The organism is Nocardiopsis sp. CNS-639, from assembly GCF_000381685.1.
Taxonomy (GTDB): Bacteria; Actinomycetota; Actinomycetes; order Streptosporangiales; family Streptosporangiaceae; genus Nocardiopsis; species Nocardiopsis dassonvillei.
In genome coordinates, this window is record NZ_KB906884.1 from 25,051 (window position 1) to 47,583 (window position 22,533).

The following is a 22,533-nucleotide window of genomic DNA, read 5'->3' on the forward strand; positions in this document are numbered from 1 at the left end:
TTGGTTGATTGGGTTGTATATTCTAGGAGCTCTGGTTGCTTTTGAGGCTCCTGGTCGTCATTACTTTACTGTTGCCTTGAAAGTTTTCTTATGCTTGGCAGTGAAGAATACTGGTGTTCAATGTGGATTTATGCTGTTCCTTGCTTTTGTATCGAAAATTCCTTCACCTTTCGTGTTTGCAGGAGGTTTGGGGGAGATCGAGGGTACCCTGGAACAGTTCCACCCTGGTGCGGTCGGTGGCCATGCTAGGCCGAGCTATGCCGCTGCGCTGGTAGTGGACGGGCAACACACCAACCCTTGAAACACAGTGGCCTCTTGAGGCGGGGTGCATGTCGTGTAGCCCGAACTATATCGGCGTCGAAAGACTAGCGCAGGCAGTCCTCTGGGGTACCAGCACAGGTCTTCTAAAGCGGGGGCGCCCACGGGCCACTTCGCGCGGGTGGGCTCGCCGATGCGGGCTGTTTCGGTTGAGTGAGTCCATCTTACGGAGATGGCCACAGAGCCATCGGGCGCCATATCCACGATTAGCCGGTCATTCACATGGATCTCACTTCTGCGCAGCAGGCCTTGTTCGTAGTGTGCAGAACGCGTGCAGAACAGAGGAAGGGATCGCACGGTTGGTATACGTCCTCTTCAGAGCCTGGCGGCCGTCCGGGTGCGCTATCGGAACGGGAACAGGACTCTACGTAGGGGAGCGAGCACGGTGGTGTGGAGTCGGCGCATCAAGGGCTCCCTCACTGTCGGTCGGCGTGTGGCCAGGGTGATAACGGGTGTGAGCGGTGCTTCCATGGAATCACAGGAAAGCCGTATGCGGCAGGGTTTCTGGCGAAACCGTCTTGGGCGTCCGATGGGGCGATGGCAGGCCCCACAGTTCGGGATCGCTCGCCCTGGAGCGGCTGCGGGGCGCTGGCGGGCGGACGCAGGACGTTCCCGGCCCGGGGCCCACAGGGTCACAGAACGGCAAAGTGCTCCGCGAGGTGGCCCTCCACCTGTACTGGACCCTGCACTGCGGAGCACACGGGGAGCATGTCAGGCCCCGATCCGGGCCCGGCGCCTCGTCTGTTCGACTCGCGCACCCCGTCTGAACTGGGGTTTTGTGGCGCACCCGGCAGGATTCGAACCTGCGACCATCGGATTAGAAGTTCGCTGGTTTCGTGTCATCACGTGTCACTACGTACCGTTCCATCCCCCACCATCCGACCTGCTGTGCCATCGGGTGCCTGTGGTGACGCCCAGTGTCGTCCCGGTCCGGAACCGCGGAGCACAAACGGAGCACACACCGGCCCCTAGCAGCGTCCGATGGTACCTCGCGAGAACCTCGACCGTTTTTCGTTTTTCTCGGGTCATCCAATCCGAACTGGATTGATGTCCTCTACCGGCCATCGCGTTCACGGTGCCGACAGGTGCGCGATGATGGCCGTGCTGGTCAGCGAATATCTGAGTACCAGTCCATGTTCCGTTTCAAGTAGCGGTATCCGACCCATTCCTGAGCGATTCGTTTGCCCTCCATAAGAAGGTCCACGGTGTCCGCCCGGTGTTGAGTAGGAAGCCAGTTCGCTAGGCGCACAGCCTCCGCCGCATCGGCCGGAGCCTCCTTTGCGTTGCGCGGCCGCCCCAGGTCGAGTAGTGCTTTGTACAGCATTGCGGTGGGCTGTACGGAGGGCAGACCAAGTTGAGATGCCGTGAGGGAAGCCTTCAATGGAATGCGTACGCCGCTGAGATCCAAGTCGCCGAAATAGCGGATCTCCGAGATGCGGTGTTCTACGGTGATGGCCCGGACTGAGGCCCGGAAAGTGCCGCCCAGGCCCCATGCGACGTATCCAAGGCGGTGCTGTTCGGGAAGGCACTCGACTAGGGACCACCAGGTGGTCGAGTTCTCGACGACGAGCAGGACGTCACCGGTTCCGACCCGGCGGTATCGGTCATCCGCTTCCTCCAAGGGGAAGGTCTCCGTGAGCAGCGGTGGCGGTGGACGAAGGGTTCGGAGGATCTCGTCGAGCCGCTCCGGATCGGAGAAAAGGGGCCCGGACTTCAGCTCGTCGAAGGTCTTCTCGGGCATCGGGAAGTCGGTCTCAGAGCCGAAAGTTCCGAATATCTCCAGGGCACGCTCACGGATTGGCACAGCGAATAGGTCCGGGTCGCTCTTGCGCCAAAGGTTGATGGCGGTGTATGCGGCCCGCTGCTTGGGGGTGGACCGCTGCCATTCTTGAGCGAGCCAGCTCAGTTCGTGATGCCAACGTGGCATCGGTCCCTTGGCACGGACAGGCCGGTCCTCGGGCAGGAGCCAGATCTTGACTGGCAGAGACACTGTCTCGGGCGTCCTCTTTGCGAATGCCTTGATCAGACCACGCCGTTCGAGGACTTTCAGACAGCCGTCGAGTACGGCAGGCTCGAACTCTCCTTCAGGGTTGCGGTTGCGGACATTCCGGAAAGCCTTCAGTATGGCCTCCAGTGGGATCTGCGTCTTGCTGTCGGCTTTGCGCTTGTTCTCCTTGGCCCACTGGCGCAGGAGTGCGAGGAATTCACGTTCCCGTCGGGGCAGCGCTGTCGTGGTCGTTGGTGTCTCCTGGGTCACTCTTCACCCGCTTCCGTGTCGCGGGTAAAGACCCTAGCTGCGGACAGACGTCCAGTGCCGTCCGGGGTGGGGAGGCTGTCTAGGCGGTTGCGGATCAGTTCGTCCACGACCAGGTACTTGCGCGCGGCCCTCAGGTCAGCGTCGTTGCGTAGTCGAATGATCAAGGGAAACTGTCCGAGTGCGTTCTCGTCGAAGAGCCCCGTGGTGTAGACGAGTTGAACGCCGAGTGCCTCCGCTACCGATCGTTGCAGGTCGAGCAGATAGTCGGCGTTGGCTCGTCCGATGGGGTTGTCGAGGAAAAGGACGCCTGCGTGGCGGTCACGTTTGCGGCCCTTGGTGTTGGCTCTCAAGGCCGCCATGGCGCAGTAGAGGAGGATAGCGGCGGTGAGCTCCTGACCGCCGGAGAAGATCTCCTTCACTTTGGACACCCGTACGCGCTCTGTTCGCAGGACCTTGTCAGGCTTGAGTATGTACACCCGAAATCCTTTGGGGACAGCTGTGTGCACCCCACGCAGCAGCAGGGATAGACCGTCCCGCCGGGTCTTGCGCCCGTCGCTGGTGATGCCGGTGGCGGCCTCTTCGATGACCTGTCCTAGGTGGTCTGCGAGCAATTCGTCGCTGAGCCTGTCGAAACTGAACTGGATGAACTCCTGTCCAGCCCATTCGGTGAGAGAGCGTGGTAGCGCAGACAGTCGCTGCGCCGAGCGCAGCATGGCCAGAGCCTTATCGACCTCGCCTTTGAGATGGCTGATGATCACTTGCCGGTGTCGACTGATTTGGTCCAGATCGTCTGTGAGGCTCCGCAGCCGCGAAGCGAGAGGGATATCCCAGTTGGGTGCCTGAGCGGTCAGCTCTTCGGGTGGGAGGGTGAGGATCTGGCGACGGACAGGGATATTCAAGGAGTCGTATTTATCGGCGCCCGCGTACTTCTTCAAGCTGTCGATTGCCTTGCGCAAGTTCCGCTCGTGCCTGGCCAGATCGTCTCGGGCTGTGTTCTTGGCATGGTCAAGTCGGAGGTACTCGCGGCGTGCCGCAGCGGCGTCATCCGTAAACGGTCCGTCGGTGACTATCTTGGAAGTGAAAGCCCCGAGGGTTTCCGCTAGGATGGTGAACTCCTTGGCAGTGTCCTTCGCCCTCTCCCATTCCAGGGCGGCTGCTGTGTGCAGGGTAGCCACCGAAACTTCTGCATCTGCGGCGGCCGACTGTTTCAACCGGGCTTCCTCGACTATTTCCTGACATGCGGTTATGCCAGAGGGTTGCTGTTCCAGAGGCATAGGTTTCATGTTCTCCGAGATGAACTCCTGGAATTCGCTCGCGCGTTCCTCCAGAGCGTTCTCACGCTGTCCTTGCGCGAATTGGGCCTTCCCAACTGCCTCTTCAGCCGCCTTCTGCGTACGGATTGCACGCCGTAGTGCTTGCGCGCGAGTGGACGGATCGGAGGCCTCGGGGGTCAGCAAGAGCCGGTGGGCAAGGTCACGAGGAGCGTCGTCCAACTCAGAGTACTCAGCGCTGGCCGCTGTTTCCTCTACCTCTGCCTGGGTGAGGCGTCGGCGCAATTCATCTGGAACATCAGCCTTCTCGTAGTTTTCGGAGGCGGTCTTGTAGGTGTTGCGCAGAACAGCGATGGGCTCGCACGGAGCATCCGCATTATTAGGGATATTCTGCGCGCCGGGCAGCGATGCCCGTTCCTTGAGCGCGCCTTCCTTGATCCTGATCTGCTCACCGGCTGTGTTTCTGTGTTCTTTTGCCAGGAGTCGGTGCTCGTCCGCTGCGACTGAGGCCTGAGCGGCCTCTTCGTTCTGCTGGTTTTGTCTCACCTCGGCAGCACGGGCCAGGCCCGACCATGCCAGAATCTGGGCCAGTTGTTGAACGATGTTGTTGAGTCTGCCACTCAGTGTGACCAAGCAATCTCGCTCGTTCGCAGTCGTGCGTTGTGCTGTTCGGTTCTGCGTCTGCCGTTTGCCTAGTTCTGTGACACCGCGCTGTAGTTCAACTGTGTTCTTCTCTGCAGCGACGAGATCCTCGGCGGCCACGGCGGCTGTTTCCTGCAGGGCAGCTAGGGCACCGGGCAGGTAGCTCTTCCGCCATGTGGCGATTCGGTGCTTGAGTTCCTCATCTCTGCGTTTGGAGGCCGAGACATCAGCGAGGAGTTGCATGCGTTGGGAGCACCTCTCCTCGATGGCTCTGTGTTCTGCGTTGGCTGCCTCGGGGTCGTACAGTGCGGGGTGGAAGGGAAGAGTAAACGCGACACCGTCCGGCTGCCCCGTCCGTGCCGATTCGAGAGCCTCACTGGTGCCCACAGCCACATAAGCGGTGGGATGAGGTGCCAGCGCGGTGAGAATCTCACAGGCCTTGCTCACATCATCGCCGGAGTTCAGCAGAACGCCGCTAACGAGATGGGGCGTTTTGGCCAGGAACTCTTCGCGCTTTCGCTGTGGGTAGTCCGCAAGGTGATCCCAGCCTGGCCAGGCGTTGATTCCTTGGTCTTGCAAAACTTGGCACGCTTCGGTCACGACGACCGGCGGCGGCAGCAGCCGCCCGTCGTCCAGAGCCAGCTGGGCCTGTTCGTCGCGGGCTTCTTCAATTCGCAACGTGACATGTTCCCGTTCAGCCTCAAAGATCGCACCGGTGAGACGCTCGATCAAGAGGTGTGCCTCCCTTTCGAGGTCGACTCGTTCGCCGTCGAGAAGCGAGATTAGTCGTGGTTCGGATTCCAGTGCAGCCTTGGCAGCCATGGCTTGTTCCAGCTGGTCCTGAAGGCGTTCACTATAACGATGTGCCTTCCCCTCCTTCTCTTTCGCCTCGTCCAGGAGTCCCCGGGCCTTAGCGTGTTCCTCGTCGAGCGTGTACTCTTCTTCTGTCAACGCGTCGATTCTTTTCCGCACGGCTTCTAGGGTGTGTTGTGCCTTCTGAGCAGCCTGAGGTAGCGCTTCCGTATCGGCTGCCAACCCGTCGTCCACAGCTTGCTGGGCATCGGACTGGGCCGCCTCTATACGCTGCATGAGGATTTGCCACTCGCCCTGTGCCTCAGTTGCAGCCTTGAGTGCTCTCTCTCGACCGCCGCGTACCTTCACCTCGGCCTCGTCATGTTGTCGAGCCGTCTTCTCCTCAATGCGCGCTCGGGTGTCAGCTTTGCGTGCGAGGGCCGAAAGTCCGGTCGCGAATGCTCTAGCAGCCTTATCCCGTGCTTCAAGGGCGGGGCGCGCACGTTCTTCGCTGACATTGACCAGTTCACGTAGCCGTGTGGCCTCGTCCGTCTTCTCCTGCTGCCGCAGAACGGTGGCAGTCGCATGCCACCCTGTTGCCAGGGCGTTGGCATCGTCCCGCTCGGCGGACGCACGCGTGACGCGAGCTCTGGCCTCATCCAGATGCATCGCGGCAAGTCTGCGTCTCTGTTCGGCTACGGTCGCGCCCCATCGCTTGGCCAGGTTTGCAGCACCGTCCCGCTGCTGCGCGAGACGGGTGGTCTTCTGCTTCAGCTGCTCCAGATCAATGTTGTCGTTGTGGACCCGAAGTTTGATCTGCCCAGCGAATTTCACCAGACTTTCCTCGATCTGCTGAGCTTGCTTTCGAGCATCGATTTCCGCGCGTGACATTTCGATCAATGGTCCGTGAAGTTTAACTGCGTGTTCCACGAATTCCTGCTCCAGCAAAAGCCCCTGCCTCCGGGCGAGCTTGTCTAGGTGCTGGGAGACTAGATCCGCTAACTCTGTCAGGCTGTCCTGTTGGATCACGGCTTTGAGTAGAAAATCGACAAAGCCCGAGTCCGAGTCGAGATCAAAAGCTCGTACCGCCTCACCTTCTCCCTTGTTCATCACCCGTTGGTATCGGAAGAGCTCAGGGTCAATGCCGATCTTTGCTAGACGCTCTGTCCAGCCGCTCTGGGACTTCGGCCAGTCGAGCTCTAGACGAGGGTCTTCGTCCTTGAGCTCGAGCAGTTCTTTGCGGTAAGCGTCGAAGGACAGATAACGGCCGCTATCAATGATAGGGAGGGTGTCTAGAGTTAGCGTATCGGTGGGATGGAAATGGTACCATCCCTCTTGGAGGTTATCGGCAACCTTGGAGACCGTCTGGTTTTTCCAGGACATCGATTTGCCGGTGACAAGTGTCCGGCCGTTCGCTGCGTGCATCCATTCGAGGACAACATGCGAGACGTCCTTGGCCAACACATAGTTGTCGAGAAGGCGGGGATCATCAGCCCCCTTCACCAGGTTTCGACCCGGGAGTAGCACCGAGAAAATCAGCTTGAGGAGTACGGACTTGCCGCCGCCGTTCTCCAGGAAAAGCACGCTGGCTGGTGACGGGCGTAGTGTCTGTGTCACGGAATCGAATAGTTCCGTTTGCTCTCGAACGACTGGAAGGCCGACACCGCTGAGGTCCAGGGTCACATCTTGGAATCGTGCGCCTGCCGGGCCAACGGAGCACAGGCGGACCCGGGACAACTCGTAATTCATCATGTCTTCCACCCAAGCCCGTCAGTACAGCATGTCGGAATCAGAAAACCGGATGACACCGGTGGCAGCTGGTCCTGTAGAGGCACCGAGCCGTAGCAACTCGTCGTACGCCTCAACGGCTGCCAGTTCACGGACCTGCAGTTGGTAGCGGCCGGTTGTGCGGTAAACCTTCACCGAGAGTTCCTCGTCCTCAGCCTCGGTCAGCATGCCCTGGTCGGTCAGGTAGCGGAGGGCCTTGCCCACGATGGCTTCGGTGGATGGCGGAGCGGCACGGCCATCGCTGGTCGAGTTGGCCTCGGGCCTGCGTAGGTACACGCGCCAAGCACGTTCCAGTTCGGGGGCGTCAGCCATGGGGTCGCTGTTCTCCTCCGATTCGTCCACACGTGCGGACAGTTCCCTGCAAGCGTGACGTACCAGGTTGTCCACCGTTGAAACCGTGGCTTGGCCGACATAACCGTCGTCTGCGAGGTCCTCAGGTCGTGGGAAACAGTAAGCAGCGATGGCCAGGTGGGCGATACCGTGCAGCACCCGCTCTGCCTCTCGCTGATGGATCTGGCGTGCCTGTTTCGCGTAGTGATCGAGTTTGGTTTCGAACACTGAGCCTGGCAGAGTCCCGAAGACAGCACCGGCTCGCTGAGTGATTCCGATTACCCGCAGCCCGAGGCCTGCCGCACTTTTTCTCACCAGTTGCTCGAACGCCGGTTCTTCGTTGTACCTGCGGATGAGGACCGCGTAGACGGTGTCCCGGTGCGGACGCAACCTGGGCCGAAGGCCGTATCCGACAAGCTGTGCAGCTTCCTCTGCGTCGTGCTCGCTGTAGGTGCCGAGTTCCCTGCTCATCGGTCGTCTCCGGTGTGCTTCGTGGACTGTGCTTGGTGTTCATCTGTGGACAGATTCAAGAGCCGTGCCGTGGTGAGGAGCAAGTCATCTCCCTTGAATCCCTGGCTGTCCAGGCTGGTGTTGGCGTGCACGGCCAACAGGACCTGATGGTCGCTCCGGCGCAGAGCTGTTCCGGTTTGCGGACTGTACGCTTGCAATGCCAGGAGTGCTACAAGTTCAGGAAGCTCGGGGTCTAGAGTTGCTGCCTCGGCAAGGAGGCCAGAGAGTGTGCGCACTTCGTCAGGTAGGTCGAGGATCGCGTTGGCTTGCTCCCACTGACGGTCAGTGAAGCGCTTCTGCTCTTCCGTTGTCTCCAGGTTGGGATCAAGGACTTCCTCCGCGAACCGTGTGCGCTCTGGAGCCGGGCGCAGTAGCAAAGGGACCAGGGCGGCTAGGTCCGGAACATCCTGGGCAACCGGGCCGCAGGACTCTGTGAAGTAGCGGTTGGTCAGTCTGGACACGTCAGCGACCGGTAGATCGAGAGTGGGTATAAGGAGGTGACCGTACGGGTCGAGGGTCTGACGCTGGAGAGTGCTGGAGAACTGCTGGCGATCTTGCTGCTCTCGGAAGAGGTCCCGGGCCCCGATGAGGCGGGTGTGGAGCTTGATGTGGCGTCGTACGCAGTCCTCGACGATGTCGACGAGTTCTGCCGCGTGGCTCTTACGTACGGGATCTTCCGCCTCGTCGCGTGCCTCAGCTATGTACTTCGAGATCGCCCGTTCGGCCTTTACCCGTTCTTCGACGTGGGTGAGCGCGTTGTCGAGTAGTTCCGGTACCTTCTCTCGCCAGTCCACCGCCTGCACGTTGCGCTTGGTGGCGTCCAATTGAACGCGGATCATGTCCCCATACTGGATCGTAAGGAGCTGTGCTTGCTCGGCGACCCGCTTGGCGTCTGTCAGCCGACCTCGCCTAATCAGGTTGTCGAGTTTCACTTCCGCAGCGATCTGGGCGGACTCTACGTCGGTGTCTAAGGCACCGACCAGGACGTTCAGCGCCTCGTGTGAGGCACGCAGGTATAACTTGCCTGTGGAGTCCCTGCGCTCTTCGATGAGCTTGAAGTCGAAGGTGCGCACGCGGTAGATACCGTCGGGGTCCACTGCTCCGTACGGGCGGCGAAACGCGCGATCTACGTCCCCGAGGTTGATCAGGCTCTCCAACACCCAGGCTGTGACCCGAGCATGTTCCTTGGAGGCGCGATGCGGTGCCTGTCGTGCGACGAACTGCTGGACCCGGTCCATGATCTGCTGGTGGCCAGCGCCCGTGTCAAAGTCCATAGTGATCGCGACCTGGTCGATGGTATATAGAGCGATCTCCGCCATCAGATAGGTCTTGGCTTCGGCCCACTCGATCAGGCCCTTGCGGGCGTCGAGATCGTGCAATGGGGCGGTGCATGCCAATGCCTTTGCCCTGCGGCTGAGGCCTTCGTCAACCGTGACAGCAGGAGCCCAGATTTCATCTCGCACAGTTGACACACTAACCCTTTAATCCTGTTCCGGACTTGGGTTTTCTCAGTTTTTCGCCCGAGTGTGATGGAGGCTCTGGTATGCACGGGGACCGCTCCCCACCACCAGGCGTAAAATTTTTGTGCAACGAGCTGGACACACATCGACCCCCGGTGGGTGTTCCGGGGGTCGATGCGGTGCAGGAGGATCAGCGGCCTTGAGACTTCACTTGGCGGAGGAAGGTGCTCCACTCGGGAGAGGGGAAGGCCAACTGAGCGTCGTCGGGGTGCTGGGAGTCGCGGACGGCGGAACCGGTCGGCAGCTCCGCCACCTCGACGCAGTTCTGGCCTCCACCTCCGCTGTAGGAGGACTTGCGCCATGACAGGTTCTGCATCAGTGTTCGCTCTCTAACGCCGCCAGGACACCCTGGAGGAACTCACGTGACTGAGCTGGAGTGGACGCCGCGTTGTGTACCGCGTGCCATGTCGCGTTATACCGTGCCAGCTCAGGATCGGTCTCTACGAACAGACTATCCGTGGGAGTCTCGGCGAACCCGATCGAAGGGTCCAGGGGTTCGGGGAAGTCCATGATGACGAAGCTTCCCAGCGTCGCGGCGTGCAGCCCCGCGCTGAACGGCAGGACGTGGATGTGGATGTTCGGCCGGGTCGACACCTCCACCAGGTGCTCGAGCTGCTCCCGCATGATGTCGAGGTCCTGGGGTTGGCGGCGTAGGGCGGCCTCGTCGACGACCGCGTAGTACTCCGGTGGATAGAACCGGGTCAGGATCTGTTGCCGTTCCATCCGAGCGTCCACGTGCCGCTTGATCTCGGCGTCGTCCAAGGCCGCGGTGCCCCGGGCGAGCGCGTCCGCGTAGCGCGGAGTCTGCAGCAGCCCGGGCACGACCTGGCATTCATAGGTGCGGATCACCGAGGCTTCCGTCTCGAAGTCCGGAAGCGCGTGCGTGCCGAACACGTCGCGGTACCGCGACCACCATCCCCGTTCTCCCGCCTCACGCGCCAAGGAGTGCATGGCCTCACGGGTTCCCGCGTCGGTGATCTCGTACAGGTCCAACAAGGCGTCCAGGTCGGTGGCCTTGACGGTCTTCAGATCGCTGGTCTCGATCCGGCCCAGGCGGCTCTTCGGGATGCGGGTGCTCTGCGCGGCCTGCTCCAACGTCAGCTTGTGCTGGGAGCGTAGGCGGCGCAGCTCGGCGGACAACCGCCGTCGACGCACGCTCGGACTGTGGGTGCGCGGTATCCGTCTCATGACACTGATCCTAACCTTCCCAGTGGGATCATGGATTCCCCTTGACATTTGGGAATCCCTAGTCATGCTTGAAGAGTCAAGGTGGACCGAGCCTCCCAGCTCGTACCCGATACCGCTGCGCCCGCGTGCCATACATGCGGCCAGAGGGCCGTGGCGCATCGAGAGAAGGCGAGGCTCGCAGGCCACCTCAGACGAGAAAGTCCCGGCGACTGTTACAGCAGCCCCGGGACACGGCCTCACCCACGCGTTCTCGACACTCCAGGTGACAACATGCAGGAGAGTACCCAGCTCGGGACAAGCCGGGGTAACGCCCCCAGCCCTTCCGACGCCTTGCCGCGGCTGCCTCGCCGCATTCGCTGCGCCGACCCCAACACGTGGATCGCCGAGTTCGGACACGAACCGCGCCACATCCGCACGGCCGCCCGCTGGCTGTTCCCGCGCTGCGGCTCGCCCGAGAACCAGCGCAAACGGCTGCTCGAGGCTGTGACGATCCTCCACCGCAACGCCTTGGCGCACACCGCCTCCGGCCTGCCGGGCGGGACCGTGCGGATCAGGCTGGAGAAACAGCCCTTCTCCTTCAAGCTGGCGGTGACCGACGACGGACCCCGTCCGGGAACACCGTTGACCTTCCCCGTTCCCACCGAGGCCCCTTCCGCCGAAGGGCGCCCCGAACGGCAGGGGAGCGGGCTACGACGCCTGGCCGAGCTCGCCCTGTACTGGGAGTGGGACGGCTGCGTCGGAGGCCCCGTCACCGTGTGGGGGATCTTCGACCGCCACCTCCCGCCCACGCGATAGCAGCCGCGCCGTTGCCTGGGACGTCCGCCACGGCCCCGAGCACGACGAAACCGCCCGCGCCCTTCAGCGCGGGCGGACCACCGCCCGGCCACCGTGCCGACGAGCCCTCAGCGCCCGCTTCCACGGCCCCGAGCACGCGTGCCCGCTGATCGCACTCACCCCCGGCGGTAACACCACACACCCTGTCCGGCGCCTTAAGGCTTTCCGCCGAGGAACACGAGGTCCAGCCGCACAGGCCGTACCCCCGTGCGCCTCACGACCTTCAGAGAGGAACCCCTGTTGCCTCTGCCCCCTGGCCCGACGACACCCGCTCTCCGAACCCTCCGCGTACTCACGCCAGGAGAGGTCGCCCAGACCTTCCGCGTGGACGCCAGAACCGTCTCCCGGTGGGCCAAGGAAGGCCGGATCACCAGCTTCCGAACCCCCGGTGGCCATCGCCGCTTCCTCAAGCACGAAGTGGACGCACTACTGGTCGCGAGCACCTCCCTCACCCGCTGACCCTCACCCCCGACGACGAAGAAAGCACCCTCATGTCCAGGTCCATGCTCTACCTGCTCAACGTCTCCAACGCCTCCCGGCTCAGCGCCGACTCCGGGTGGATCTACGCCGACATCCTCACCCCGGCACTCACCGACGCCGGATACGACGTCACGCTGGTGTGCCCCATCCCGGTCACCGACACCCGCGTCCGCCACATGGTGCCCCCACCCGCCGCCACCAGCAAGTACCGCGTGCGCCTCACCCACGACATCGGCTACCTCGCCCAGCTCCTGCGCGCCACCCGCCCGGACACCGTCGTGGCCAACCAGATCGAGGCCGCCCCCGCCGTCCGCACCGCGATGCTCGACGCGGGCATCGACGCCCAGGTCGTCGGCTACTGCCACTACCTGCCCTTCTCCGTCGACGAATACGGCCACTTGGTCAAGGACGCCTCCCTCAGCGACGGCGGCCTCGAAGTCCCCCTCCGCCTGGCCTTCGCCAGCGGCCTGGCCGCCTGCGACCGCCTCCTCGTCCACTCCCGCACCGCCCGGGACTGGGTCCTCCAGGCCTCGGCCACCTACCGGGCCGACGTCGACGACCGGATCCACATCGTGCCGCCTCCCCGCGATCCCCGCCTGGTCCGCTTCGACGCCACCGCTCCCGAGCACCCGACAGGTCTGTACAACCACCGGCTCTACCGCCACTACGGCACCGGCCACTTCGTCGACATCGCCCAGCGGGTCACCGCCAACGGCCTCGCCCTCCGCGTCATGGACCTCTTCGGACGCCGCGACCCCAGCCGCATCGCCCTGGACCCCAGTCCCGAACACGCCCTCGCCCGACTCTCCGCGACCCCCGGAGTCACCGTCTGCACCGATGGCGGCGACCGCGAACGCTACCGCTCCTTCCTCGCCGAGAGCACCCTCGGGTTCGCACCCCTGCGCCCCGGCTGCACCTGGTCCATGTCGATCATCGACCTGCACGCCATGGGCGTCCCCGTCATCGCGCCCCGGATGGCGTGGATGGCCGAGGCCGTCCACCAGGACCTGCTCTTCGACCCCCACGACCTCGACGGAGCCGTCAAGCTCGCCGACCGCCTGGTCCAGGACCCCGCTTTCTGGTCCGCCCACAGCCGCCACGCCCACGACTCCACCCGCCACCTCGCCCCCGAACGCGTGGCCACCCGCTACCTGGAGGCGATCGCGTGAACCCCCGCCCCGACGCGGTGATGCTCTCCTTCGACGAACCCCTCGCCAACGACCTGCACACCCGCCTGGAACGTGTCCTGGAGCGCCCGGTCAAACGCCTGCACGGCGTGGTCGGCATGCGCCGCGCCTACCGGCTCGCCGCCGAACTGGTCGACACCGACGCCTTCCTCCTCGCTGACGGAGACTTCCACATCCACACCACCTTCACCCTCGAACCCGATGCCCTGGGCGAGGACGTGGCCATGCGGGTGTGGAAGGCCGCCAACCCCGTCACCGGCCGCGCCTACGGCTACGGCGGGATGAAGCTCATCAGCCGCGACGCCCTCCGCCACCTGGGCGAGGCCGTCGACGTCCTCGCCGCCCTCCCCGGGCGGGTGGAGTTCCTCGAGCAGGTGGCGGGCACCACCCGTTTCGACCAGAGCCCCTACCACGCCTGGAAGGCCGCCTTCCGGGAGGTCGCGATGCTCACCCGCGGCTGCGAGTACGGGGCCGACACCGACACCACGCGCGAGCAACTCCGCGCCTGGTCCGCCCCGGCCGGAGGCCGCTTCACCCGTTGGGTCCAACGCGGTGCGCGCGACGGCACCGCCTTCGCCCGCAGCACACCCGACGACGCCCCCGCCTGGCAGCGTCTGAACGATCCCGTATGGCTGCGCGCCCGATTCGACGCGGCCTGTGCCCAGGAGCGATCGTGAGGCGGGCCGTGGCGCTGGTCGAACCGGCCACCGAACACGCGGGGCACTGGCAGCACGACCTCACCCACCTCGCCCGTGCCGCCGCCACCGCAGGCCACCAGGTCGCGGTGATCACTCTCAACGGAATGCCAGCCCACGTACACACCCTGCTCCAAGAGCACGGCGTCCGAGTGGCCACACGACCGGAGGGCGTCAAAGCCCGCCTTCTCCTCGCCCTGGGGAAGGGCGCGCAGCGCTCCGCCGCGAGGGCACGGCACCTGCCACACCGGCGACTCCCGCACCAGGTCACCCTGGTCGCCCGATGCCTGACCGAAGCCGCCTCCCTGCACACCGCACGTCACCTGCTGGGCCGCACCCCCGAGACCGCCGTCATCCTTACCGCCAGCGAGGCCCTCCACGACCTGGCCCGCGCGTTGTCCCGGACACCGCACCTGCGCGTGGTCCACGAGGTCAACACCACCGAGGACCGCATCGTGCGGGCACTCGGACGCCTCGTCCCGCCCAGGCGGGTCCTCGCCCTGTGCCCGACGCGGTCCGTGGAGGACGAGGTACGCGAACGCTTCCCCGCGCTCAGGACCGCGGTCCACCCCTTCGCCCTCGCCAACCCCGACGAGCGCATCAGCCCGAGCGAACGCACCCGCGCACGACAGGCCCTCGATCTGCCGGAGAGGGAAGCCGTCCTGTGCCTGGTGGGCGGATGGTGGCCGCACAAGGACATGGCGACCGTGACCACCGCTCTGGAACACCTCACCCAGCCCCTTCACGTCCTCGTCGCGGGCAGCCCCACCGATCCGGACCTGCTCGACCGTATGGCCAGAGCACCCGGCGTCGACCTCCGCGCGCTACACGGCCCACTGAACCCCGCGGACATCCGGCAGGTCTACGCCGCCAGCAGCTTCACCGCCGTCATCCGGTGCCCAGGAGTGGGCAAGGAGTCCGGGCTGGTTGCGGACTGCGCCCGCTTCGGCGTCCCGCTCCTGCTCTCCGACCACGACCCCGACCTGACCGGGCGCGTCCGGACCTGGGCCACCGTCGTCCCGCCCCAAGACCCCGTCGCGCTCGCCCACGCCATCGATGAGGCCGCGACGCACCCGCCGTTGACACCTCCGCCGACAGCGGCTGAGGACCTCGGGCTGCGCACACCGGCCCGGATGCTCGCGCTTCTCCAGAGCCTGGCCACCGAGGAGGAACAGTCATGCCCCCATCGCTGATCGCCGTCATCGGACCCGTCGAGACAACCCTGCTCCACGCCTGGGTCGACCACTACCGGGCGCTCGGAGTCCGCGACTTCCACCTCGCACTCCACCTGCCCGAGCACGCACCGCAGGGAAGCGAACAGCGCCTGCGGGAGACGCTCGACCGCCTGGGCGTCACCCCGGTACTGGTCGAGCACGGCCCCTGGCACGAGACCACCAACGCCAGCCTGCGCGACCGCCTTCGGGCCCACGCCGACGCCGAGTGGCACCTGATCGCCGACAGCGACGAGTTCCACACCTTCGCCACCAGCCTCGACGGCACCGTGACAGCAGCGAAAACCGCAGGACACACGGTGGTGCGCGGTCTGATGCTCGACCGGGTCACCCGCACCGGACACCTGAACGGATGGCACCCGCCCGAAGCGGAGACCACGGGGGAGGACCCGCGAGCACGGTTGGATGCCGCCTACCCCCTGGGCGGCTGGCTCACCCACCGCCTACTGCTGGCGGACCCCCGCAAGATCGTCCTGGCCCGCTCCGGCGTCACCGTCTCCTCGGGCAACCACCGCGCTCCTGGCCACCACCCCGCCCACGGACCGGTCGCGGTGGTCCACCACTTCAAATGGCGGCACGGAATCGACGCCGACCTTCGGCGCCGGATCGACCGCTTCGCCTCCGGCGCCTGGACCGAGACCAGCCCGGCCGTCCGCCATGAGGCCGCCCGACTCCTGGAACACCTGCGTCAGAACGGCGGGCGGATCGATACCGCCGACCCCGTGCTCCGATTCCGTCCCGTCACCCTCGACCGCACCCCGCCCGGCTGGCAGGGCGAAGCCCACCGGATCCTCACCCGGTGGCGGCCGGCCCACGCGGAAACGAACCCGGAGCGATGACCTCCTCGCCCTCACCCTCCGGCGGGTCGAACCTGGCCACGAAGTCCGCCAGCGCCTCCGGCGTGACCGTCAACGCGTTGGCGTCCTGGCGGCGGTTGCGCTCCGACAACCGCCGCAGCAACTCCTCCTGTTCCACGGGGAAGTACAGCAACCTCCACCGCGCCCCCGCCGACTCCACCAGCTTCTTCCACTCGGCCCGCTCAGCACACCGCCACAGACCGTGGTCCACCACCACGTCACGTCCCTCGGCCACCAGCGAGACCAGACGCTCGCGCACCCACTCCACGACCGGGGCCTGGCGCTCGAAGTACTCCCACTCCGGATAGTCCACCCCGTACCGGCCGTGCCGCCGGTGGACCTCCTCGTCCACCGACAACCGCACCACACCGCGCGGCTCCAGCACGGTCCGCGCGTAGGTGGTCTTTCCCGATCCGGTCAAGCCGACCAGCAGGAACACCACAGGGACCCGTCCCACACGTCCTCCCTCCCGGAGCAGCCGATGCACCGCTTCACCCGAGCAACCCTACGAACAACGATCCGACACACGCCCGAAGTCGTTTCCCCGCGAGCTATCCGGTGGCTGGACCACGAACTCACGCACAGGCCCGTCACCGCCCTCGCCCAGGCACGCTTCGGAGGCCGGTTCCCCGTCACCACCAGCGACATCATCCAGCGCTACCTCTACACCTTCGGCACCTGGGAACCCCACCTGACCGCGTGGATCACCCGCCGCCTCAAACCCGGTCACACCTTCGTGGACGCGGGCGCGAACATCGGCTACTACACGATGCTCGCCTCCCACCTCGTCGGTCCCACCGGGCACGTCGTCGCGATCGAACCCGTTCCGCGCTTTCACCAGCACCTGCGGGCGACCATCCTGCTCAACGGTGCGCGCAACATCCGAACCGTCGCCCAGGCCGTCGCGGCGGAACCCGGATGTGTAGAGATGTTCCTGGCCGACCCAGGCAACCCCGGCGGCACTTCCACGGTCCGGCCGCGTGTCGTGCACGAATCCTTCCACACCAGTGCCGCGCCGCTCACGGGAATCCTCGACTCTGCCGAGGTCCGGAACGCACGGCTGATCAAGATCGACGTCGAGGGGGCCGAAGTCGCAGCGGTGCGGAGCCTCCTGCCCGCGCTCGGAACGCTGCGGTCCGACGCCGAACTGATCATCGAGATCACTCCGCGAGCTCTGGCGAAGCAGGGACTCGACCCGTGCGCCGTGATTGGACCGCTGAGGGAAGCAGGCTTTCACACCTACCGCATCGCCAACGAGTACGACGCGACCACCTATCCCACCGCGATCAGGAGGCCTATCCCGCCGCAGAGGTGGGAGCGACCGGTCGCAGAGATGAGCGACCTGGTGTTCTCCCGGTTCGACGCAGACCACCTCTGAACAGGAACGTAGCTGCCCAGTAGAACACGGTGACTATTTCGACTGGTGGGGTTGAAGGTTCTCGCCCACCCAAGGGAACATCGACCACCCTCAGCGAAAAGGGCACCTATTCGCTGGGCTTTGGGGCGCTTTGTGACTAATTTTGCAGAGTGAGTGAGAAGCGCAGTTTTGGGGCGTATGGCCTCGGGGCCATTGACACTCACCCGCGGCCGCACAGGAAGAAACGGCCTCGTTTGCGGGGTCGCTGACAAAACAAAAGGGTGCCCCGAGCCAGTGCTGAGAACACCGGCCCGGGGCGTGATTCCCACCTGAGTACACCAGGAGGAAACCGTGGAGAAGCATAGCGGGCGGCACCGCAGGCGCCGCCAGGGTTGGGGCGAACAGGTGCGCTGGATCCTCGGAGCGGTGCTTGCCGCACTGTTCTGCGGCCCCACCGGACCGAGTGCACGACCGGTCGTCGAGGTTCGCTCACCGCTGCCTTCGAGGCGGGCGCGGGGAGCGCGGGGAGACCGCGAACCGGTTGCGGTGCGTGCTGCGGTCGAGGTGCATGTGGATGTTCCTCGGCCTCGGCATGGAGAGGAGCAGCCGAGGGAGGCTCCGGTGCGGGTGCTGCCACAGCAGACCCCGTACACGGGACCACGTGGGTGGTGCGAGGACGATGACGGAGTGTGCGGGGTGCGCCCCTATCTCGCGCGGCACGAGGACCGCGTCGTCCGTGCCCACAGCAGGGGAGGCGTGCAGGTGAACCGAGGCAGGGAAACGGCGGATGGCCGAGGCCCGGAGACATCACCGCTTTCTGCTCCTGGGGGCAGTGGCAAGGGTGAGTTCGCTGAGCTGGCTCACCTGGTGCGGCGCTGGCAGGCGATCGCGACCTGAGGGGTAAGAACCCACGCCGGGGCGGTGCTGACTCTGATCACAGTCAGCACCGCCCCGGCCTCACGTGGCGAGGGGCAGAAGAATCTTGTGTCAGGGTGTGGGCCGTTGGAGGGCCTGTGACTCCGCCTGTGACTCCGCCTTTCCGGGGGCCTGTGACTCCGCCTGTGCCTCCGCCCATGGGTGGGCCGCTTTGATCGGCCCACCTCGCGGGCGTTATCAGTGCAGGTGGGAGCCGCTGCGGGTGGGCCGTTGGGAAGCCAGACTTATACCCAGTGGGCAGTCCCCTTCACGTAGGCGGGCGGGCCCGCCCCGACAAGCGGGGGCGGAACCGCCCGCCTACGTCTACCGTGGCCTCAGCCCACTCGTGGCTGCCTTCCCCCTCCCGCTGCGCCTCCTCCCTGGCGGTCTCGTCTACCCTCTCTTCCTCTCACCAGACCAGGGGCGTGCAAGTCCGATCACCTGCCACGCGCAGGCTTCCCCTGGCCAAGACGCCATGGAAGAAGGGATCTTCTCCTTCCGGATCGCAATCGCGATCCCTTCCCGCGAAGAGTCGCTCTAGTGCGATCGAGGTAGCCGGAGTGCTCTCGCTTATCGAGTGGCAAAGCGCGATTTCCTGTGCCTGTGAGAAGCGCATGCGCGCTTTCTCTCTGACTTCCTTGGAAGCAGGAAGGTGGGGTGTGAACCTCCACTGAACCCAAAGTGAACCCCTGGCCAGCGCATGGGCCACCGACTGGGCCAGCGGGTGGGCCACTCTTAGCTGGCCCACCCCGGCTCGTGCTTTTGTGCAGTTCAGAGGGCATCTGGGTGGGCCAATGGGTGTCCAGACTTATACCCCAGTAGGTAGTTCTCGTCACGTAGGCGGGCGGGGCGCCCTCGCTCACGGGCGAGCGCGCCCGCCCCGCCCGCCTCCACGGGCGCTCTGCTCGCGCGGTGTTCCTTCTTCCTTCGCCTCTTTCTCAGCGAAAGTCTTTCGGCTTCATCATGAGAGACAAAGCTGATCCCTTGCTCCTGTGCAGATCCCAAGATCGCCCAGCTCCAGGCGCTGCATCACAGCGTTTCCTGTTGATTCCTGCCGCGCTTTTTTTGCTGTCCCGAGCAGCGCTTCACGCAACCTGGTCTGTTAGCGGTGAGAGGTGGCGGAGGCCGAGCCGTGTGAGGCCCTGAGGTCGGGTGTCGCATCTGCATCGGGTGCGTCTTCATAGGGGTTCATCAGGGCGAAGAGGCCCAAGACGACGTCGGGGGAGGGCCGTGGCGTGGTGGCGAGGAGAAGCACTGCTCTAGGACGGGGCGGTTCGCGGCGGGTTTCAGGCTCATGGTGCGGCCCCGGGACGCGGGCGGGTGGCGTGGGGCTGTCAGCGCCCCGACGTCGGCCCGACCGCGCGGCGGTGCCCCAGGCGTCCTGGGGCGGGCTGGTCGGCGCGGACGGGCCGTGTGGCGGGCGCGGTAGGGCCCGCGTCGTTGACCCCTGCCACGGCCCTGGCCAGGGCCGTGGCAGGAACGGGGCGATGCCGGGCGTATCGGATGGGCGGGCGGGGGTGTGTGCCCATCGGACGACGGTTGTGTCGAATCCGCTTGACCACCTCTACGAGGTCGAGCGTGGATGCGTGGTACCCCGCGACATGCGGGGCCGTACGCCGTATCCGTGCAGCTCAGAGGTGGTGAGCAGGTGTTCCGGGTGGGTGTGAGCACTTCGGTCATCGTGGCCGAAGTCGGCTCACTGCCGAGGGCTGACGGATGTGGTGTGCGTGGTGATCAAGATGAAGGTGAGGCCGTGCATGGCCGCGCGTGAGGGGTCCACGTTCAAACGGTGCGGATGCCGCGACGAGAACACCGGCAGGGCGTTGGGGGCCAGGTGTCCACAGCTCAAACGCCGGACCGGAGGCTGGAACCCGGCCCACGGAGCGTGGGCGTTCCAGTACGAGCTTCCCCCGACCAGTGAGGGCGGGCGCCGCCAAGCCCGACGGGTCGGCCTGCCCTCCCAGGAACAAGCCCGAAAAGGCCTGGAGCACGTCAAAGCGCTCATCGGCCTGGCGGAGAAGGACCCCACGGTCGAAGCGCAGATCGCTGACCTGGTCCAGGCGGCGTTGAAGCAACGCCGCCCACTCCCAGACCTTCAGGAGGTACGCAAACGGGTCGCGATGGCGGTGGACGTACGCACCGAACCACCCACCCTCGCCGCCTGGCTGGGGGAGTGGTTGAAGAGCAAACCCGACCTGGCCGCGGGAACCCGGGCCTCCTACGCCGGGCACATCCGCACCTATCTCGTCCCGTACCTGGGCCGGCTCCGGGTGGACAAGCTCCAGGCCCGCCACGTCGAGACCATGTTCAACCTCATTGAGGAGACCAACGCCCGCATCCTGGAGTGCCGCGAGTCCGACGACCTCCAGGTGCGGGCCTCGGTCAGGGGGCGAAGGGTGATCTCCCTGTCCACCAAGCACCGCATCCGCGCGACTCTCCGGAGTGCGTTGTCCGAAGCGGTCAGGCGTCCGGACTTGCCGGTGTCGGTGAACATCGCCTCACACGTACGCCTGCCTTCCTGTCCGAGGAAACGCCCGCTGGTGTGGACACCGGATCGGGTGCGCCAATGGGCCAAGGACGGGACCGTGCCGGGAGAGGTGATGGTGTGGACCCCGGAGCAGACCCGCGCCTTTCTCATCCATGCGAGGAAGTATCCGTGGCTGTACCCGATGTTCCACCTGATCGCGGTCAAAGGCCTACGGCGAGGAGAAGCGGTCGGCTTGCCTTGGTCCAACACCCGGCTGACGGACGGGCAGATCGACGTCCGCGTCCAGGTCGTCCAGTTGGCCTGGGAGACGATCACCTCCACCCCGAAGAGCGCAGCGGGACAGCGCACCATCACATTGGACACCGACACCATCAAAGTGCTGCGGGCCTGGAAGCGGTTCCAGAACGAAGCCCGCCTCAAAGTCGGAACAGCGTGGACGGACACCGGTTTGGCCTTCACCAAGCAGAACGGCGCAGGATGGCACCCAGGTCAGGTCAGTGACTGGTTCCTGCGCATCGCCAGGGCCGCCGGGCTGCCGCCGATCACGTTGCACGGGCTCCGCCACGGAGCCGCCTCGCTTGCGTTGGCCGCGGGAACGGACGTGAAGATCGTCTCGGCCGAACTCGGGCACGCGACCACGCACTTCACCCAGGACACCTACCAGTCGGTGTTCCCGGACGTGGCCAAAGCGGCGGCCGAAGCCACCGCCGCGCTGCTGCGCGGCCCGGTTCCGGTGAGGGTCGGGTAGCCGAACCGGCGAGCACACTAGGAGCCACACTGCGTCACCGACCCCAGGTCAGTCCACGGGCTCACCCCCACTGGCCTGGGGTTTCCTCGCGCTCGAGGCCGGTAACCGATCGGATCAAAGGTCCCCTGGAGGTGGCCTCAGGGAAGTGCCCGCAGTGGTGAGCAACGCGCCTCTAGCGCCATGTTGTCATGCAGCAACAGTTGTCGTCGGGGCCGGTTCCGGCCACCGAGCCCAGCGGGTCGCGGGGACACTATCCGGTGCACGCGACACCGTGTTTCCCTGGGCGTTCTCACCCACCTGCACAAATTCGGCCTGTCTCCGTTGCGCCCGTGGTCAAACTTCCCGAAGGTCCCTCTCACCCAGGGTCACGCTCTTCACCCTGGGCTCATGGTGCCGGTGGGGTGGCGTTCCGTAACGTACCGGGTGCCTGAGCCACCCGGAGACGGACCCTCAGACCAGGGTCGTCATGCCCGGGTGTTCCCCGTGCACATCCCCACCCCTGGGAGCGATCCCCCTCGTGAGAAAACACATCCCCTGGTCCCTGACGGCCGCGACGGCCGCCTCCACCCTCCTTTTGGGGCTGCTGTCCGCGCCCCCGGCCCTGGCCGACACCGGCCCCCACTCACCCGCCGACCGCACCGTCCCGGTCCCCGACACCTGGGAGCCGGGCGAGGCCAACACCGAACCCGTGGGCGGAGAACCCCCCGACGAACCCTGGGCTCCGCCCGGGGCCGAGAGCGCACCCGAGGCCCAGAACCGTTCGGAAGAACCCGAAACCCGGGTCGGCACCTGCGCGGACGGCGTCAACCGCGGTATCCAGTCCTGGTACCCGCTGGAACGCCACCAGATCAGCGACCGCATGGAACTGGCGGTCAACACCCAGGACGGCAACCTCGTCGTGCGCCACCGGGACCTGACCGTGGCCGGAACGGGGCTGGACCTGTCGGTGTCCAGCTTCTACAACTCCGCGCCCTCCTACGACGGCTGGACCCTCTCCCACGGCCAGGACGTGGGACTGAGCATCTTCAGCAACAGCATCATCTTCCAGGGCCCCTCCGGCTACTGCGAACGCTTCGACATCGCCGAGGACGGCTCCTTCACCCCGCCTGCGGGGCTCAACGCCG

At 65.2% G+C, this 22,533-nt stretch carries 16 protein-coding genes and 1 pseudogene; 10 read left to right on the forward strand and 7 right to left on the reverse strand.

The genetic code is table 11. From position 1 onward, the window contains the following. Positions 1 to 4 precede the first annotated feature (4 nt). Positions 5 to 301 carry a hypothetical protein gene (locus G011_RS32710; protein ID WP_155979852.1) on the forward strand — a complete coding sequence of 99 codons (297 nt, stop codon included), beginning with the start codon at positions 5 to 7 and terminating at the stop codon, positions 299 to 301. A 1,125-nt stretch (positions 302 to 1,426) separates the two neighbouring features. On the opposite strand, the gene G011_RS0127295 is transcribed toward G011_RS32710, so the two are convergent. The 6 genes from G011_RS0127295 to G011_RS0127345 all read right to left on the reverse strand — a co-directional run bounded on the left by G011_RS0127295 (position 1,427) and on the right by G011_RS0127345 (position 10,616). After that, entirely contained in the window at positions 1,427 to 2,575 is a 1,149-nt protein-coding gene (locus G011_RS0127295) for a Wadjet anti-phage system protein JetD domain-containing protein (protein WP_081643047.1), read from the reverse strand. After that, positions 2,572 to 7,029: a hypothetical protein gene (locus G011_RS31940; protein ID WP_036553203.1), complete on the reverse strand. Its 4,458-nt coding sequence runs from the start codon at positions 7,027 to 7,029 to the stop codon at positions 2,572 to 2,574. The genes G011_RS0127295 and G011_RS31940 overlap by 4 nt, the downstream gene beginning before the upstream one ends. 21 nt (positions 7,030 to 7,050) lie before the next feature. Beyond that, positions 7,051 to 7,869: a hypothetical protein gene (locus G011_RS0127330; RefSeq protein ID WP_026338716.1), complete on the reverse strand. Its 819-nt coding sequence runs from the start codon at positions 7,867 to 7,869 to the stop codon at positions 7,051 to 7,053. Further along, complete coding sequence (locus G011_RS0127335) at positions 7,866 to 9,371, reverse strand: hypothetical protein (protein ID WP_051104416.1); 1,506 nt, start codon at positions 9,369 to 9,371, stop codon at positions 7,866 to 7,868. The genes G011_RS0127330 and G011_RS0127335 overlap by 4 nt, the downstream gene beginning before the upstream one ends. A gap of 187 nt (positions 9,372 to 9,558) precedes the next feature. Next, positions 9,559 to 9,744 (reverse strand): DUF397 domain-containing protein, encoded by a 186-nt coding sequence (locus G011_RS0127340; RefSeq protein WP_019611252.1) that lies wholly within the window; start codon positions 9,742 to 9,744, stop codon positions 9,559 to 9,561. Then, positions 9,744 to 10,616 carry a helix-turn-helix transcriptional regulator gene (locus tag G011_RS0127345; RefSeq protein WP_051104417.1) on the reverse strand — a complete coding sequence of 291 codons (873 nt, stop codon included), beginning with the start codon at positions 10,614 to 10,616 and terminating at the stop codon, positions 9,744 to 9,746. Before G011_RS0127345 ends, G011_RS0127340 begins: the two co-directional genes overlap by 1 nt. A gap of 270 nt (positions 10,617 to 10,886) precedes the next feature. Between G011_RS0127345 and G011_RS0127350 the strand changes: the two genes are divergently transcribed. The 6 genes from G011_RS0127350 to G011_RS0127370 all read left to right on the forward strand — a co-directional run bounded on the left by G011_RS0127350 (position 10,887) and on the right by G011_RS0127370 (position 15,883). Further along, complete coding sequence (locus G011_RS0127350; RefSeq protein ID WP_231391608.1) at positions 10,887 to 11,411, forward strand: ATP-binding protein; 525 nt, start codon at positions 10,887 to 10,889, stop codon at positions 11,409 to 11,411. Between the two features lie 285 nt (positions 11,412 to 11,696). Next, entirely contained in the window at positions 11,697 to 11,909 is a 213-nt protein-coding gene (locus G011_RS31505) for a BldC family transcriptional regulator (protein WP_081643050.1), read from the forward strand. A gap of 32 nt (positions 11,910 to 11,941) precedes the next feature. Further along, entirely contained in the window at positions 11,942 to 13,099 is a 1,158-nt protein-coding gene (locus G011_RS0127355; protein WP_019611255.1) for a glycosyltransferase, read from the forward strand. Continuing rightward, positions 13,096 to 13,794 (forward strand): hypothetical protein, encoded by a 699-nt coding sequence (locus G011_RS0127360; protein WP_019611256.1) that lies wholly within the window; start codon positions 13,096 to 13,098, stop codon positions 13,792 to 13,794. The genes G011_RS0127355 and G011_RS0127360 overlap by 4 nt, the downstream gene beginning before the upstream one ends. After that, positions 13,791 to 15,005 (forward strand): glycosyltransferase, encoded by a 1,215-nt coding sequence (locus tag G011_RS0127365; RefSeq protein WP_019611257.1) that lies wholly within the window; start codon positions 13,791 to 13,793, stop codon positions 15,003 to 15,005. Before G011_RS0127360 ends, G011_RS0127365 begins: the two co-directional genes overlap by 4 nt. Continuing rightward, positions 14,990 to 15,883, forward strand: coding sequence for a glycosyltransferase family 2 protein (locus G011_RS0127370; RefSeq protein ID WP_019611258.1), 894 nt, complete (start codon positions 14,990 to 14,992; stop codon positions 15,881 to 15,883). The genes G011_RS0127365 and G011_RS0127370 overlap by 16 nt, the downstream gene beginning before the upstream one ends. On the opposite strand, the gene G011_RS0127375 is transcribed toward G011_RS0127370, so the two are convergent. Further along, positions 15,837 to 16,358, reverse strand: coding sequence for an ATP-binding protein (locus G011_RS0127375; RefSeq protein WP_231391609.1), 522 nt, complete (start codon positions 16,356 to 16,358; stop codon positions 15,837 to 15,839). The genes G011_RS0127370 and G011_RS0127375 overlap by 47 nt on opposite strands. A 24-nt stretch (positions 16,359 to 16,382) precedes the next feature. Here G011_RS0127375 and G011_RS0127380 point away from each other — a divergent pair, with 24 nt between their 5' ends. The 3 genes and pseudogenes from G011_RS0127380 to G011_RS0127395 form a co-directional block, all read left to right on the forward strand. Further along, a complete protein-coding gene (locus tag G011_RS0127380; protein WP_019611260.1) occupies positions 16,383 to 17,279 on the forward strand; it encodes an FkbM family methyltransferase in 897 nt (298 codons plus the stop codon). 2,651 nt (positions 17,280 to 19,930) lie between these two features. Then, positions 19,931 to 21,409 carry a site-specific integrase gene (locus tag G011_RS0127385; protein ID WP_036553207.1) on the forward strand — a complete coding sequence of 493 codons (1,479 nt, stop codon included), beginning with the start codon at positions 19,931 to 19,933 and terminating at the stop codon, positions 21,407 to 21,409. A gap of 517 nt (positions 21,410 to 21,926) precedes the next feature. Continuing rightward, positions 21,927 to 22,533: pseudogene (locus G011_RS0127395) on the forward strand (hypothetical protein); the annotation flags it as partial.

Bases quoted from the DNA above. Each gene is read 5' to 3' on its own strand.
- G011_RS0127370 (WP_019611258.1), top strand. From the start codon at position 14,990: ATGCCCCCATCGCTGATCGCCGTCATCGGACCCGTCGAGACAACCCTG.
- G011_RS0127355 (WP_019611255.1), top strand. From the start codon at position 11,942: ATGTCCAGGTCCATGCTCTACCTGCTCAACGTCTCCAACGCCTCCCGG.
- G011_RS0127385 (WP_036553207.1), top strand. From the start codon at position 19,931: ATGGCCGCGCGTGAGGGGTCCACGTTCAAACGGTGCGGATGCCGCGAC.
- G011_RS0127350 (WP_231391608.1), top strand. From the start codon at position 10,887: ATGCAGGAGAGTACCCAGCTCGGGACAAGCCGGGGTAACGCCCCCAGC.
- G011_RS0127330 (WP_026338716.1), bottom strand. From the start codon at position 7,869: ATGAGCAGGGAACTCGGCACCTACAGCGAGCACGACGCAGAGGAAGCT.
- G011_RS31940 (WP_036553203.1), bottom strand. From the start codon at position 7,029: ATGAATTACGAGTTGTCCCGGGTCCGCCTGTGCTCCGTTGGCCCGGCA.
- G011_RS0127380 (WP_019611260.1), top strand. From the start codon at position 16,383: ATGCACCGCTTCACCCGAGCAACCCTACGAACAACGATCCGACACACG.
- G011_RS0127345 (WP_051104417.1), bottom strand. From the start codon at position 10,616: ATGAGACGGATACCGCGCACCCACAGTCCGAGCGTGCGTCGACGGCGG.
- G011_RS0127340 (WP_019611252.1), bottom strand. From the start codon at position 9,744: ATGCAGAACCTGTCATGGCGCAAGTCCTCCTACAGCGGAGGTGGAGGC.